A 14,632-nucleotide genomic window follows, 5' to 3' on the forward strand; every position below is an offset into this window, starting at 1 on the left:
CTCTACTGTGGTAGCCTCCCCAGTTCTTCTGCTCGACCCCCACGGCGACGCCCCCGTGCCGGCCGGTCACTCGCTCATCTCCTCCGAAGTGGAGTGGTTGCGCTATACCGTGCAGGCCACGCAGGGCCCGGTCACGCCCGTAGTCGTGCGCGGAGCCGCCCTGGGCCACTGGGCCGGTACGTGGTGGGAGCAGACCGGCGGTACTTGTCAGTCGCTCGTTTCTCCCGGCGAGAAAGTTCGCCAGGCCGTGCCTTCCCTCGCTACCCCAGATGCCCAAGCCTTGGCGCAGCAGCTCCTGGCTGCCTGGGGTACTGCCGCGTGGCCGGCTCCCCTGACGTTGCCTCTCATCTTGGAAACGCTGTACCCCGAAGCTGGCCCCCTCTGGCACGCTGAGCCCAGCGCTGAACAAGCGCCGCTCACGTCGGCCACTGCGCAGTGGCTGGCCTGGTTGCTAGCCACCGACGGCGTATCCTCGGTTCCTGCGCCGGTACTACGGGCCTGGGTAAGCCGCTGGCAAGCTGAAACGGCCGCGGCGCACTACTTATTGCCCCTTGCGCCCGATAGTGGTAGAGAGCTGCTACGTGCCTGGTGCGGGCTCCCCCAAGTAGCCATCAGCTACCCGGAATACCAAGCCCTGGCTCAACTGGCAGAATGCCCATTGCCTCTGCCCGCCGACTGGATTCCCCAGGCCAAACAGCAGTGGGATGACGACCTGCGCGCCCAGGTAGCGGCTACCCCCGCCGGTACCGAAGCAGGCTTAACTGCCGCCGCGTGGTGGGGACAAACCCGCGCCGCCCTGCGCCACTCCGAGCTGGTACCAGCTGCTCTCGATGTGGTGTTGCGCCTTCTGGATGAGCAGCCTGCCGTTCTGTCCGAAGATTTGCTCCGCGCCCTGCGCGGTAGCTTGCCTGCCACCGAATACGCCTGCTTGCATAAGCAGCTTCCGCCCCCGGAGCCCGGTACCCTGCCCACTGAGCCCGAAGCCATGCTGCGCTGGGTGACGGACGAGTACCTGCCGTATCGGGCCTGGCAGGCCGAGCAGCCTCATAACCCTCAAGCGGCCGCCACGGCTCGCACTCACGCTCTGGCATTTGGCGAATGGTTATTGGAATCTTACCCTGCCCAACTCACCGGTGCTTCTCATCCCTACCAACAGCTATATTGGGCTCAATCTACGCGAGTAAAGCCTCAACACGCCCAGGAGATAGTGGTGTGGGTGATAGCCGATGGCCTGGGGTGGAATGATGCCCGCTTGCTGGCTCGTCACGTGTCCGAGCTGTCCCACGGCGACGTAGCCGCCACCCAGGCCACGCCCTGCTTTGGGTTGCTGCCCACCATTACCCGGTTCACAAAAGCCGCCGTGCGGGCTGGTCTGCCTTACCAGCAGTTGGTACCGCACCTAGCGCAGCACACTGCCGCCGCCGATACGGATGTGCGTGACCATCAAGACCCGGTAACCCGCGCCCACCAGCTGCAGGGTGGCCAGATGCTCGTCTGGAAACCCCTGCAACCCGACGAAGCCTACCACGAAAAAGGGGAGCTGAGTGTAGTGCGCCGCTCGGCACGCTCGGCGCTACGCGAGTTGGCTGAAACCATCGTTGAAATAGCCCGTGCCGTACCTCGCACCTACGCGCTGCGCCTCATGCTTACCACCGACCACGGGCGTATGATGGGCCCTGGCACCCGCGAAATCACGGTGCCCGAAGGCTTTGAGGCCCACGGCCGCGTCGCCTACCGCCTGGGGGATGGCCCCGCGCCCACTCCTTCCCCCGATATTCATTGGCTCAACCCATCCACCTGGTTCAACCTGCCCGGTTGGGTGGGCGTCGTGCGCGACGAGCGTAGCTTCCGGGTGCGCCGTTCCGACGGTAGCCAAGCTAGCGGTGCTGATAATTTCTCCCACGGCGGCCTCTGGCCCGAGGAAGTAGTAGTGCCCTGGCTCAGCCTAAGCCGCCACGTGTCGCCCGCTCGCCTGTCGGGTAGCGCCGCGGGCCGGGGTAGGGTAGGAGCCACCGGCTCCGTTACCGTGCAGCTTACCCACCACGGCGACCATACCGTGCAGGTACGCCGCTTGGTCCTGGCTTGGCCCACCACCGGCACCGTGCACGAACTACCCGCCGCAGCTACGCTGCCGGGCAAGCAAACCACCACGCTGACGCTACCCCTGGCCGATTGGCCCGCCGGCCAGCGAATCAGTTCAGCGGAAGTAAGCATCGTAGTTGAGCAGGCTGATGGGCAGGAGCTTACCTTCCAGCTAATCAACCAGCTCAGCACCGACGAATTCCAAACGCAGCAGGTCGACCTGCTAGGCGACCTGTAATCTATCTTTGCCTATACCATGAATACGAACCCGGACGACCTGTTTAGTTTATTTGAACCTGCAGCTCCCACGCTGACTCCGTTGGTCAACGGGGTTGATTTAGCCGCCCTGGAGGCCAAAGTGGAACGCGTGTTTGGCAGCGTTTCCATTGATAAGCGCCGTTTGCCCGCTTCCAAGCTTCAAAGCCGTGGTATCCCCGGCTACGTTGCCGAGTGGGTACTGGAGTCCAAAGTACCCGGCCGGGGCCCGCTTTCAGCCGAAGATGCTGCTAAGGTGCTCGATTGGGCCGCGCGCGTAGTGCCCAAGCCCGATGAGGGCAACCTTATCCGCAACCGTCTCCTAAACGGTGAGGCCGTGCGTATTCTTACCCCCGTGCAGGTAGATGTGGTGCTGTCGGGTAAAAAAGCCGAGCGAGTAGCCAAACTGCCGATGATTGGAGAAGAGCGTGCTCAAATTGCCGAGCACTTGCTCGAAGCTCACCCGGCCTTGCTCCAGCAGGGAATGTGGGGCGTGGCCCAACTGCTCTATATCCGCGACCAAGGCATTGTCATCACCGAGTTTCAACCTATGCAAGCCACCGTCAGCCTCGACCGGTGGCGCGAGGCCCGGCATGAATTCCGGCTGGAAGAGTGGCGGGCCCTGCTGCTGCTTACCATGGGCTACAATCCTGCCGCCTACAGCCCCGAGGCCCAGTTGTTGGTGCTGGCCCGCCTGTTACCGCTGGTGCAGAAGAACGTGCATCTGATGGAATTGGCTCCGAAGGGCACGGGCAAGAGCTACATCTATGAAAATATTTCTCCGCTCGTCCGCCTTATCAGTGGTGGCAATGTTTCGCCTTCGGTGCTATTCGTCAACAACCAAACCAACCAGCCCGGCATCCTCGCCCGCTACGCCGTAGTGGTACTGGATGAGGTACAAACGCTCAAATTCGACAACCCCGCCGAAATCGTCGGCGGCCTGAAAGGCTACTTGGCCAACGGCAAAATCTCCCGCGGCGGCAAGCACGAAATGGCTTCCGACTGCGGCTTCGTGCTGCTGGCCAACATCACCCTCGACGCCAACCAGCGCCCAGCCAACGAGCCCATAGTTGTGCGCGAGCTGCCCGTATTCCTGCAGGAAACCGCCTTCCTTGACCGTATCAAGGGCATGATTCCCGGTTGGGAAGTGCCTAAGCTTTCCCCCGCCAGCTTCGCGGAGCAAAGTGGGCTGAAAGCCGACTACTTCAGCGACATTCTGCTCCACCTGCGCCAGGAGCTAACCACCGACGCCTACTGTGCGCGTCACATCAACCTCGGGCCCGACGCCTACCAGCGCAACCAGGAAAGTGTGCGGGCTCTGGCTAGTGGCTACATGAAGCTGCTTTTTCCTCACGGCGAAGTCAGTCCTGCCGACTTCCAAAAATACTGCGTGGAACCCGCCATCAAACTCCGCCAGGGCGTGTGGGACCAGTTGTTTAACCTCGACGCTGAATACCGTAAATACGGCCGCTACATCACTGTCGAACGGTCTTAGTATCCATGTCTCTCATCTACCTCGACCACCACGCTACCACCCCCTGCGACCCGCTCGTGCTGGAAGCCATGCTGCCTTTTTTCCAAGGCCAGTTCGGCAACCCGTCCTCCCCGCATTTCGCTGGCACGCGCACCGCCGATGCTGTGCAGCAAGCCCGTGAGCAGATTGCAAGTCTGGTAGGTGCTCAACCCGGCGAGGTAATTTTCACCAGCGGAGCCACAGAGGCCAACAACTTAGCTCTGCTAGGTTACGCCCGCACCGCTCGCACCACTAGTTCGCGTCGGCGCATCATTATTTCCGCCCTCGAGCACAAAGCCATTACTAATCCGGCCAAGCAGTTGGCCCGTGAAGGGTTTGAAGTAATAACGCTACCTGTTGACTCACAAGGCACAGTTGACCTAGCTGCTGCAGCGGAAGTCATCAACGACCAAACCTTATTGGTGTCGGTCCACGCCGCAAATGGCGAAGTGGGTACCATCCAGCCCATTTCGCAGCTGGCGCAATTAGCCCACGCCGCCGGTGCCCTCCTGCATACTGACGCCGCGCAAGCTGTCGGCAAAATTCCCCTTGACATGCTGAATTGGGGCGCAGACATGCTCTCCATCAGTGGCCACAAGCTCTACGGCCCCCAGGGCATTGGTGCCCTTATCATCCGTCACCCTCGCCGCACCCAGCTTGAGCCGCTGGCTTTAGGTGGGGGGCAGGAGCGGGGCTGGCGGCCCGGTACTCTCAACGTTCCCGGCATTGTAGGCCTGGGTGCCGCCTGCACCCGCGCTCAGCAGCTACTGCCTATTGAATCCGCCCGGCTTGCTACCCTCCGCGACGAGTTTGAAGCCGCCGTGCTTGCTGCCGTACCCACGGCTTACCGTAACGGCAACCTCGCCCACCGGCTGCCGCACAACACCAGCCTCACATTCCCGGGCCTCGAAGCCGACGCGCTGCTGGCCCGCCTCCCCACCCTGGCTCTCAGCACCGGCTCCGCCTGCGACGCCGGTACCGTGGAGCCCTCTGCTACGCTGCTCGCTCTAGGCCTATCCCGCGACAATGCCCGCGCTACGGTGCGGGTGGGGTTGGGGCGGTTTAATGTGGACGAGGAGCTGCGGCACGCTTACTTGCTGCTGGTTAAACAACTGCATGAGCTTTCCGCGCTGCAAGCTTCGTAGTCTAGCATTAGTCGCTTCCCTGCTTATGGTAGGAAGCACTGTATTTTTTGTTTCGGTTTGATAAACCTCATTTGCCCCGACACGGCCAAGTCGTAAATTGGTCACTTCACCTCAACCCTTTTTGCTTGCAAACACCTTTATGAAAAACATTATTGGTATCGACTTGGGTACCACCAATTCTGTGGTGGCATTTAAGACCCGAGATGTAGAAGTGCTCCGTAACCGTGAAAACGAAGAACTAACCCGCTCGTGCGTGGCCCTACGCAATGAGGAAATATTGGTAGGCAAGCATGCGTACAATATGCTGGGTGCCAATCCTCAAAATACAATTGTATCGGTAAAACGCCTCATGGGCGGCGCCATCAACGATCCGATGGTGCAGGACATGCTCAGCAAGAAAAACTATTACCAGTACGGCATTGTGCCTATGGAAGGCGGGACCAGTGATGCTGTAGCTGTGGTGATGGGCGGACGGCAGTACACGCCGGAGCAAATCAGCGCCGAAATTCTGAAAAAACTAAAAGCCGATGCCGAAGAAAAACTGAATGGTGAAGTAACCCACGCCGTTATTACGGTGCCAGCCTACTTTACGGAGAAGCAGAAAAATGCCACTCGCCTGGCGGCTAGTTATGCTGGCCTTAAAGTTTTGCGCCTGCTGGCTGAGCCTACCGCCGCCGCCATTGCCTATGGGGTGGACAACACGAAAGCGGGTGAGCTGAGCACGGTTGTGGTGTACGACTTTGGCGGAGGGACCTTCGACCTGTCTGTATTAAATATTGTGGACCGGGAATGCCTGGAAATGGGCGCTGGGGGCGACCGATGGCTGGGAGGCGATGATTTGGATCAGGCCCTCCATAATTATGTGTTCAAGAAAGTTGAGCAGGAATATGGTCTGTCCAGCTTGCAGGACTTAGTTGATAACCTGCCTGACAAAAAGCGTCACAAATTCCTGTTTGCTATGCGCTCGGGAATCAAACAAATCAAAGTCGATTTAAGCAGCAGCCAGTCGCAGAGCTTACTGATCGAGGATTTGCTAGAGGATGAGGACGGTAACGCCATTGATATAGACCTTACCATCACCCGGGCTGAGTTTGAGAAAATCATCCGCCCATTCGTGGAGCGCACCGTAGCACTCACCGAGGAACTGCTCAATCAAATGAGCTACACCCCGGACATGATTGACGCGTTCCTGCTGGTGGGAGGTTCTTCTTGCATCCCGCTGGTCCGGCAGCTAATGGCTGAGCGGTTTGGAGTTGATAAAGTTAAAGTGGGTAAAAAGCCGATGCTGGCCATTGCTGAAGGTGCCGCTATGCTCGCTCAGAGCATGGGCGAAACCTACGAGTGCCCTAACTGCGGCGCAGCGGTACCGCAATCTGCCAGCAAATGCCCTAGCTGCGACTATAACGTGGCTGCCGAGGTGAAAGAACGCGGCGTAGGCGAGGTAACGCTCACCACCAAGCATGACCTGTACATGATGGTGACGGACCGGCATACGGGTCTTGAGCGCCCTGAGCGGCTGTTTGAGAAGCAGACCCCCATGCCTGCCAGTACCTCACGCATCTTCCGTACTTCCGGCGACCAACAACGGCTAATGAAAGTTGACGTCCAATCCGACGTGGAAGGAGGGCGCCGGGAGCGTCAGACGTTCGGCTTTGCCACCATTGAAGAAAACCTGCCTGCCGGCAGCGAGTTCGTGTTCGATTTTGCCTTGTCAGCTGACGAGACTATTAGCTGTAAAGTATACCCTAAAGGGTATTCGAATAAAGCTAAGCAGGTTATTCTAGGCCGAGGCCAGAAAGATGAAGAGGCCTTGCAGAGTATTGACAAGATGATTGATGATTTCAACGCCGGAGAATTCAGCGCTAATCAAAGCCAGCAATTGGCAGAGGCATTGTTGCGCTATCTGCGCGTAGCCGAATCAATTGGGAATGATAAGGGCCTGGATACGCGCTGGCCCGAACTACGTGAATGTGTCTGGGGCGACTATTACCGCATCACTGAACCCAGCAACGACGAGAATACGGATACTATGCTGGCCGAAATATATTGCGCCAGCTATCCGCAGCTCATCGAGCCTAACGACCTCCGTCAGATGCGCGCGCTCATACCGCAAGCCAAAGTTTCTGGCATAGCCGGGGCACAGGCCCGCGAACAACTCACCGAATTGGTTGACGGCTACTGGTCGCTGCTCAGTTTGGCTTTTATCAAGTTGGCTAGCAATGAAGCTACCACCTTAGGCTCGCCTGACGGCAGCCGTATTCGTTCCCTACACGATCAGGCCGTGGCCTGTTTCGAGCGAGGAGACCGAAATGGCGCATTTAGCACGATGGAGGAAGCTGAGGTATTGGCCAACAAGTACATGGACAAGGGTACGATCGGCAAAACGGTTTCTAAGAACATCATCGGTTAGTGCTCATGAACTGCCCGGTATGTCAACGGCGGGATATTCCCGCTGAAACCCAAACGTGTCCCCAGTGTGACGCCGATTTGCGTGGCCTGCATCTGGTTGCCAAGTTCAGAGATACCCCTGTGGCCCCGCCAAAATCCAAACCAATGTGGCCGCTTGTCTTGGCCGCCTTTGGTTTGCTCGGTGGTGGGTTGATAGTGGGCTGGGGCTTAGCCCCGGCTATCTCAACCTCACCTCCTGTCGCGGTATCCAACATCGTAACATCGGCCGCCAATACGCAATTACAGGCCCTGCGCGACTCTCTACAAATCCTGAAAGCGCGTTCAGCAGCTAGTCCAGGTGCTGCGCCTACCGAATTCACCTACGTAGTGCGGCGCGGTGACACGTTACGTGGTATTGCGTGGCGACTGTATGGTCGGGCAGCTTTGGCCAGCCGCTTGCAGCAGGAAAACAATATACACGACCCACGCCGACTGCCGATTGGCCGCCGGCTACGCTTATTCACGTTGTAATTCGAATGCACTATGTGGTTCTTTATCCTCGTACTGCTAGCTACTGGGCTGGGCATCTATTTCCTAAGCAACACGCCTGATAAGAAGCTTGAAAAGGCTGGAGCCGCCATTGGCGCCGGCAATTACCAGCGGGCTCAGGAGTTGCTGACTGCCCTTTTGGAAAAGCGTCACGCCGGGGCTCCATCTGTACAGGCCCGGCTACACTTAACCAAAGCACAACGGGCACTTCAGAAGTCGGAGTACCAACCCGCGTTGGCTGAGCTAGACTATCTGTATGGGGTGCGCAGCCGCCACGCATTTGCTGATCATCACAAGCTCACAGCGGTAGAGCAAGAATCCGCCGATATACTGCTGCGTTGCACAGAAGGATTGGTGGCTCCGCTGCAAAAAGCTGGTAGTTGGTCCGCCGCACTTCAACTCTTCGAGCAGGCCCTTGGCCGCACGGAAAAGGTGCATGCTCTTAGCACAGGCGCGCCGGTTACCAAATTCCGTAGCGGTGCCGTGGCATGCCACCAACGTTTACTTACCGCTGGGGTTCAGGTTAATGTAAACCAGGGAGCTGTTTTGCTGGCGCAAAAACAATACGATGCGGCTGAGCTGCAGTTCAACACGGCACTTCAACAGCTGCAGGGGCCTTTCACCGGACTAAAAGAGCAGGCAGCCGTTTTGGTTCGTGCCACGGTGATTAGTCAGCTTACCGATTTAAAACAAGCGCGGTGTGTCGCGGAAGCCATGCGCTTGGTTGTCCTGGCTCAAGCCGTGTCTGGAGCTGGACGCAAATCATCTATACAGGAGCAAACCTCGGCGCTGACTCAACTGCAACAAGCTACCAGTATGCTGGAGCAGGCCAGTGCGCTTAAGGCCAAACTGCCCGAGGCCGCAGCAGCACTGCCAAGTCAAATTTCGCTGTTTACCGGTCGGCTTAAGCGTAATCGAGGCGAGCAGTACGAGGCGCAGGCGAATTGGAAGGCCGCTTGTCAAGACTACGAGGCTGCGCAGGCTATTCATCAACAGCGGGGCGAGCTACAAACTGTGGCTACGCTTCAGCTGCGGCGCAGCATCATAGCTCTGAAATCCGGAGTTGGTACTGTCATCACGGACGCTGCAACCCTTGACCGGGCTGAACCGGCAGTACGCGTAGACTTAGCTTACCGTGCTGCTTTAGCTTACCTAAGAGCCGGAAGGGTAGAAACCGCTGAACTATTCCTGCCTCACTTAGCTGGACAAATTTCGGAAGCTTCAGCTTTGGCTGCAGCTATTACCCAAGCTCAACTTGATGCCTTGGCCAAAGAAGTGGAAGTAGCTATTGCCACTGCTCAGCACGATCAAGCCACCTTCGTCCAACTACAAGAGGTGTATCAGGCTATTCCTGGATTAGCTAAGCGCACTTCTGCTACCGATGTGCAATTAGGCCGGCAAGTCGCTGCTCTGGAGCCTTACGTTTTGTCACGGTTGCTCACCGTTGGCTTAACACAGCAGCAATTGTTGCCCCTGCTTGATGTGCTTACGGCTAAGTCGGGGTTTTTGACATCGCCCGAAACGCTTAAAAATGTTGGTATTGTTTGCCTTCGAATCATCCTGGCCGGTGGCCTCACCACCAGCAATTATCAGCGTATCTTGTCTCTCTGGCTGACGGCTCTCTATTCCAACACAGTGCTGGTCGCTTCACTAGAAAGCACCAGCTGGGATGATGAACTGGCCTTTACATTAGAAGATTCACTAGGCGTCTGCACGTTACCCGACTTACCGGATAACGTCAACCACGACCCTGCTGATGACCAAAACATATCTTTGGGCGACACTCAACGCGAGCTGATGCGGGTAGTAGAAGCTGCCCTAGGCGAAATCGATCCACCCCAGCTACAGGCACAGGCGGCAGAGTTTTACAGCAATGAGCGAAATGCGCTAGTCAACTTGATAGCGGAGTTCGACCGCATGGGGGGAATTACGACTAAAGTGCTGGCAGTTACCACTCCGTTTGCAGCTCAAACTTATGGGGCCAATCGCACAATCGTCCTAAAGCTGACAGCCCAGTACCTCCGCGAACAGGAGGAAAAACTGCTGGACTGTGCCTTGCCCTATCACGGCAAGCTGGCCAACCCACAACTCCTTTCTTACCAAGAAGCATTGACTGCAGAAAAGCAGATTATGGCCTGTTTTGCTGAGCCCCGTACCACCAGCCTGCGCCAGCTTCCCAAATTACTGCCCAAGCAAGCAGCGTTGTTCAATGCGTATCCTAAGCTGCGAAACCGACTCATTAATCAACTCACTACCCAGGTTCGTGCGGCAAACGAGGAGGAAGTAGAGGGAAGCTTAGCCGACACGTTTCAGGTTTTGATCGAAGCTTTCCCGAATACAGAGACATTCAAAGTACTCGGCGCCAATCATCTTTGCGACTGGTGTATCGGTGCGCTCAACGAGGAGCAGATGACCGAGACTGCCGGGTTAGAGCACCTGCTCCGGGCCTGGTCATGGCGTCCCGATGACGACCGTGTCGCGGCTAATCTGGTCATTGTCTTCGGAATCATATGTAGGTCTGCCATCACAGATAACAACGGTATTATGCAGGAACTGCCAGCGTTGCAGAAGGCCTACAAGCAAATATCATCAGCTCAGAATCGCACTATTCGACAAGTAGTTGCAGAACACCTAGTGCCCGTATATCAGAAGTATAGAGCTATGTTATCCTCCTCTAAGATCGACCCTGATGCACTTATGCTAGCAGCAACAAAGCCAAGTCTTTCTGGGCAGTTCTCAGCAAAAGGCATTTCAATGGGAATGAAACTCATTCTTATGCGGGACTTAGCTAAGCTCGCTACCACACAACCAGTAAGCGCGTTATGAAGAACCCTTACGAAGTATTAGGTCTCACTCAAGAAGCTTCCAATGAAGAAATCAATCTTGGGTTCAAAGAAGCTGTGAAGCAAAACATAAAATCCCGGCTGCACACGCAGGCAGAGCTAATGACCGCCCGTCAGCAGTTGCTAAGCCCAGCTCGCCGGTTGGCAGCCGACTTTTTGTACCCGGTCCGTCCCAAAGCCAAACGCCCACGCAAGTTGACTTGGCCCACTCTGGCCGAAGTCAACCTTGACTTATTCAACAGTGATGCCCATGATTCCCTCTAATTCCCAAGCCTCCTCACAGGTAAGGGATAAACCCATGGCTAGGTCTCGTTACAAAGCTGCATTTGGTGCATGGTGGAAGTCCTTTACAGGACGTTTCACGTCAGATCAAGCATGGTCGGTAGATGATTCAATAAACAGTGCTACTGCTGAGTTTGAGCAATACGTGGGGGAGAAGCTTACCCTTATCCACGAATTAAAAAAGCAGTTAGCTGCCAAAGAACAGGAAAAACAGGATCAGCTTCGTGAATTCCTGTTAGGGCAAATTGAGTTGCTAGATGCCATGGAGCAGAAGGAAGCCAGTCTGCGTGAGCGTTACGAGGGAGATGCTGATGCTCTCAAACTCATTACCAACCATACTTCGCTGCAGAAAAGGCTGTGGCGCCAGTTGGAACGCTATGGAGTAAAACGTATCGATTTTCCTGGAGGAAAGCTGTTGGTAGGCTTATCCAAAGTAGTAGATACTATGCCTGATTCTGGCAAACCCAATGAATCAATTATCAGCATTGTCAGCCAAGGTTATGTTCGTGGCAGCACAGTGCTGCGCGAAGCGGAATTGATTGTGGTAAAAAATTAGTGCTTGTTCGCCTGTGGGACTGCTTTTCTCACTACAGCAGATTTAAGAACCGTGTAGCTACTACCGTCTGGCGTCCATACGCGGGTGATAATGGTGGTACTGTGTACCTGTAGTCTTTCCGGCTATACTTCACAGCTGCAATACACGGCGAATCGGCACCATCGATATGTCTGCTAAGTCAAGCACTATTTACCACGGCATGAATACCTTTCCTCTTTTTTCGATAACTCACAAATGAATCGAACACTTTTACGCTCTGCTGTTTCTTTTACCCTCGCCGTCTCAGCCGTAAGCTGTACTTCTACTGGTAGTAACAGTAGCAACTCGGCCGACCAATACGACCTGCTGCCCTATCAGATGGCTGACCGCTGGGGTTACCTAAACCAGCAGGGCAAAGCCGCTATCAACCCCCAATTTGCCGAAGCTGACTTGTTCCATGATGGGCTGGCCCGGGTTGAAAACACTGCCCATAAAGTAGGCTACATTAACCCGAAGGGGACATTCATCATTGCCCCGGCGTATGAGGCGGGTCTGGCTTTTTCCGAGGGTCTGGCTTGCGTAGTGCCCGCTAGCGGCCAAATCACCTATGTTGATACCAAAGGAGCTGTGAAGTTCACCCTTGCCAACGCCCAGGAAGCACGCAGTTTTCACGAGGGCCTGGCGGCAGTGCGCATAGGCGAGAAGTGGGGGTATGTCAATCCCGAAGGCCGCCTGGTGATTACTCCTACGTACAGCAAGGCATCTTCCTTCGTGCAGGGCCAGGCCCGCGTGGAGCAGCAGCGCGGCCCGTTCGAGTCGAAAGCTGGGTTTATCAACAAGCAAAACCAGATAGTTATTCCCCTAGAGTACGCCGATGTCAGTTACTTCAGCCAGAATCGAGCCGTGGTAAAAGTTCAGGAGAAGTACGGTTACTTGGACGATAAAGGCACGTACGTCATCAACCCACAGTTCGACCAAGCCGGTATGTTCTCGCAAGGATTAGCGCCAGTCCGTCTGGGCAATAACTGGGGATTTATTGATGAGAGCGGCAAAATTGCCATCAATCCGAGCTACGCGGGGGTACTACCTTTTTCTGCCAACGGGCTGGCTCTGGCCGGCGACAACGCCACCCGCCAAATAGGGTATCTGGACCGGGAGGGCAAATGGGCTATAAACGCCCAATTCGAGGAGGCCACTCCCTTCTACGCCGATATTGCCTTTGCTAAAGTAGGCAGTAAATGGGGTGTGATTGATAAGCAGGGCAAGTTCCTGGAAAACCCCACCTATGATGACGTCTATCAGCCCAAGCTCAACGGCTCGGCCTTGGTAGAGGAGGACGGTAGTGTCACCGCTCTAACCCGCGACGTGACAGATTCCGAGGAAATGGCCGTCACCTCCGAGGCTGCTTCTGCGAATTCATATACACCTGTTGCTGGTATGGAAGATGTAGGAGCTGAAGGAGAGGCGAAGGCCGACGCTATGGAAGCGGCCAGCGACGCCGCCAGCTCATCGGCATTGCCTACCGAAGAACAAGTTCGGGAAGGGGCCCCGGCCTACTTAACTGGTACGTGGCGCGGCAAACTCGACGACAAGCCCTTCACGCTGCACATTGATAAAGTAGCCGGCGACCAGGTATCCGGCTGGAATCAGGTAGGCAGCAACAAGCGCCCGGTGTCCGGTACATTTTGGGCCTGGGTGGAAGGCGACGGCTGTGGCTATGGCCTCAAGCTCAATGAGCCCGGCGACGACAAATGGGACGGCAAATTTGAGCTGCAGGTCACGTCTAAAGAGGGCGGGGCTCTCAATATCAACCACGCCTACGGTACCTGGACTGCCAACAACGGCAAATCCGAGAAATCAGTCAGCCTCGATAAATAGCAGCTTCTCATACAATATGTATTCTCGTTTTTTACCCGCGCTTACTGCGGTGGGCGCCTTGCTTGCCTCCTGCCAAACCCAGTCCGATAACGCCGTTACCGCCACCAACGCCCCATCCGCAGCGGCAGCGGCAGCGCCCGCGCCAGCTCCTGAGCCGGCCCGCCTGGCTACGTTCCATAAGCGTTACCTGGGCACCATCGGCAAGTCGCCCGTTGTCCTTACCCTGCGCAAAGACAGCAGCGGAGCCCTCTACGGCAGCTATTATTACCAGCGTACCCGCCTGCCCCTGAGCCTGACGGGCCGGTTGCGGGGCGCGGAGGCTGAGGTAGATGAGCAGGATGAGAACGGCAAGATTACCGGCCGCCTAAAAGGCCAGCTCACGGCCGCCGGCTGGATGGGCACCTGGACCAACCCGCGCACCGGCGCACCATTGCCCTTCCAGCTCCGCGAAAACTACGACGGCTCCGCCGCCCTGAGCTACGGCGAAAAACAGGAACGAGACTGCGCTGTACGATTTGAAAACCGGCCCGACGATATGGACAACTGCTCTTCAATTTCGGTCAGCATCCCCCTCGTTGAGGGCCATGATAAGCTTAATCAACAAGTGCGGCAAGTAATCATGGACGATGGGAGCGGTAATACCGACTACCTGAAAATGGACTTGGCGGCCTGGATGAAAAAGCAAGTCGCCGACGGCCCGATTCAATCCGATATCAGTGTAACGGAGGTAAACAACGAATACCATTTGCTGTCTTTGCAAATAGACGACAACACCGACAGCGGCGGTGCCCATCCCAATCACTCTACTCACTACATCAACTACGACCTACGGCAGGACCGGCCCATCCAGCTCAAAGACCTGCTCGTTGCGGGCTACGAGCAGCGGCTCCACCAATTGGGGCGTCGTTTGTTTTATGAGCAAAACGCAGAGAATACCATGCTCAACGACGCCGACGAGTTTCAGATGAATGGGAATTTTCTCATCACCCCCAAGGGCCTTCTGTTTCATTTCAACCCCTATGAAGCTGCTGCCTACGCCGGCGGCGACCCTACAGTGTTTATCTCGTATCAGCAGTTGGGTACGTTGCTGAAACAGAACAACCCTGCTCGCTCCTTCATGGATGGCAAACTCTAGGAAGTGAAAGTTTTATAACAAGGGCCA

The 14,632-nt window shown here is 56.3% G+C and carries 10 protein-coding genes; all 10 read left to right on the plus strand.

Translation table 11 applies throughout. From position 1 onward, the window contains the following. The first annotated feature begins 7 nt into the window (after window positions 1-7). The 10 genes from HMJ29_RS13070 to HMJ29_RS13115 all read left to right on the plus strand — a co-directional run bounded on the left by HMJ29_RS13070 (window position 8) and on the right by HMJ29_RS13115 (window position 14,605). On the plus strand, window positions 8-2,320 hold the full coding sequence (locus HMJ29_RS13070) for an amino acid adenylation domain-containing protein (protein ID WP_171591914.1): 2,313 nt from the start codon (window positions 8-10) through the stop codon (window positions 2,318-2,320). An 18-nt stretch (window positions 2,321-2,338) separates the two neighbouring features. Beyond that, the gene (gene brxL / locus HMJ29_RS13075; protein WP_171591915.1) at window positions 2,339-3,832 is read left to right on the plus strand and encodes a BREX system Lon protease-like protein BrxL; all 1,494 of its coding nucleotides are present in this window, start codon (window positions 2,339-2,341) and stop codon (window positions 3,830-3,832) included. Between the two features lie 5 nt (window positions 3,833-3,837). After that, a complete protein-coding gene (locus tag HMJ29_RS13080; RefSeq protein ID WP_171591916.1) occupies window positions 3,838-4,995 on the plus strand; it encodes a cysteine desulfurase family protein in 1,158 nt (385 codons plus the stop codon). Between the two features lie 139 nt (window positions 4,996-5,134). After that, on the plus strand, window positions 5,135-7,405 hold the full coding sequence (locus HMJ29_RS13085; protein WP_171591917.1) for an Hsp70 family protein: 2,271 nt from the start codon (window positions 5,135-5,137) through the stop codon (window positions 7,403-7,405). Window positions 7,406-7,548: 143 nt separating this feature from the next. Beyond that, the gene (locus HMJ29_RS13090; RefSeq protein ID WP_171591918.1) at window positions 7,549-7,914 is read left to right on the plus strand and encodes a LysM peptidoglycan-binding domain-containing protein; all 366 of its coding nucleotides are present in this window, start codon (window positions 7,549-7,551) and stop codon (window positions 7,912-7,914) included. A 12-nt stretch (window positions 7,915-7,926) separates the two neighbouring features. Beyond that, the gene (locus HMJ29_RS13095) at window positions 7,927-10,758 is read left to right on the plus strand and encodes an ATP-binding protein (protein ID WP_171591919.1); all 2,832 of its coding nucleotides are present in this window, start codon (window positions 7,927-7,929) and stop codon (window positions 10,756-10,758) included. Then, on the plus strand, window positions 10,755-11,039 hold the full coding sequence (locus HMJ29_RS13100) for a molecular chaperone DnaJ (RefSeq protein WP_171591920.1): 285 nt from the start codon (window positions 10,755-10,757) through the stop codon (window positions 11,037-11,039). Before HMJ29_RS13095 ends, HMJ29_RS13100 begins: the two co-directional genes overlap by 4 nt. Then, window positions 11,026-11,613, plus strand: coding sequence for a nucleotide exchange factor GrpE (gene grpE, locus HMJ29_RS13105; protein ID WP_171591921.1), 588 nt, complete (start codon window positions 11,026-11,028; stop codon window positions 11,611-11,613). Before HMJ29_RS13100 ends, grpE begins: the two co-directional genes overlap by 14 nt. Before the next feature lie 234 nt (window positions 11,614-11,847). Continuing rightward, on the plus strand, window positions 11,848-13,470 hold the full coding sequence (locus HMJ29_RS13110; protein ID WP_171591922.1) for a WG repeat-containing protein: 1,623 nt from the start codon (window positions 11,848-11,850) through the stop codon (window positions 13,468-13,470). A 16-nt stretch (window positions 13,471-13,486) separates the two neighbouring features. Beyond that, window positions 13,487-14,605 (plus strand): DUF3298 and DUF4163 domain-containing protein, encoded by a 1,119-nt coding sequence (locus tag HMJ29_RS13115; RefSeq protein ID WP_171591923.1) that lies wholly within the window; start codon window positions 13,487-13,489, stop codon window positions 14,603-14,605. Window positions 14,606-14,632: the final 27 nt, after the last annotated feature.

It is taken from the genome of Hymenobacter taeanensis, assembly GCF_013137895.1.
In the GTDB taxonomy this organism is placed as follows: Bacteria; Bacteroidota; Bacteroidia; order Cytophagales; family Hymenobacteraceae; genus Hymenobacter; species Hymenobacter taeanensis.

What these genes read in the sequence shown, in the direction of transcription:
- HMJ29_RS13080 (WP_171591916.1), top strand. Translation starts at nt 3,838, where the DNA reads ATGTCTCTCATCTACCTCGACCACCACGCTACCACCCCCTGCGACCCG.
- HMJ29_RS13110 (WP_171591922.1), top strand. Translation starts at nt 11,848, where the DNA reads ATGAATCGAACACTTTTACGCTCTGCTGTTTCTTTTACCCTCGCCGTC.
- HMJ29_RS13085 (WP_171591917.1), top strand. Translation starts at nt 5,135, where the DNA reads ATGAAAAACATTATTGGTATCGACTTGGGTACCACCAATTCTGTGGTG.
- HMJ29_RS13095 (WP_171591919.1), top strand. Translation starts at nt 7,927, where the DNA reads ATGTGGTTCTTTATCCTCGTACTGCTAGCTACTGGGCTGGGCATCTAT.
- HMJ29_RS13115 (WP_171591923.1), top strand. Translation starts at nt 13,487, where the DNA reads ATGTATTCTCGTTTTTTACCCGCGCTTACTGCGGTGGGCGCCTTGCTT.
- HMJ29_RS13090 (WP_171591918.1), top strand. Translation starts at nt 7,549, where the DNA reads ATGTGGCCGCTTGTCTTGGCCGCCTTTGGTTTGCTCGGTGGTGGGTTG.
- brxL (WP_171591915.1), top strand. Translation starts at nt 2,339, where the DNA reads ATGAATACGAACCCGGACGACCTGTTTAGTTTATTTGAACCTGCAGCT.
- HMJ29_RS13100 (WP_171591920.1), top strand. Translation starts at nt 10,755, where the DNA reads ATGAAGAACCCTTACGAAGTATTAGGTCTCACTCAAGAAGCTTCCAAT.
- grpE (WP_171591921.1), top strand. Translation starts at nt 11,026, where the DNA reads ATGATTCCCTCTAATTCCCAAGCCTCCTCACAGGTAAGGGATAAACCC.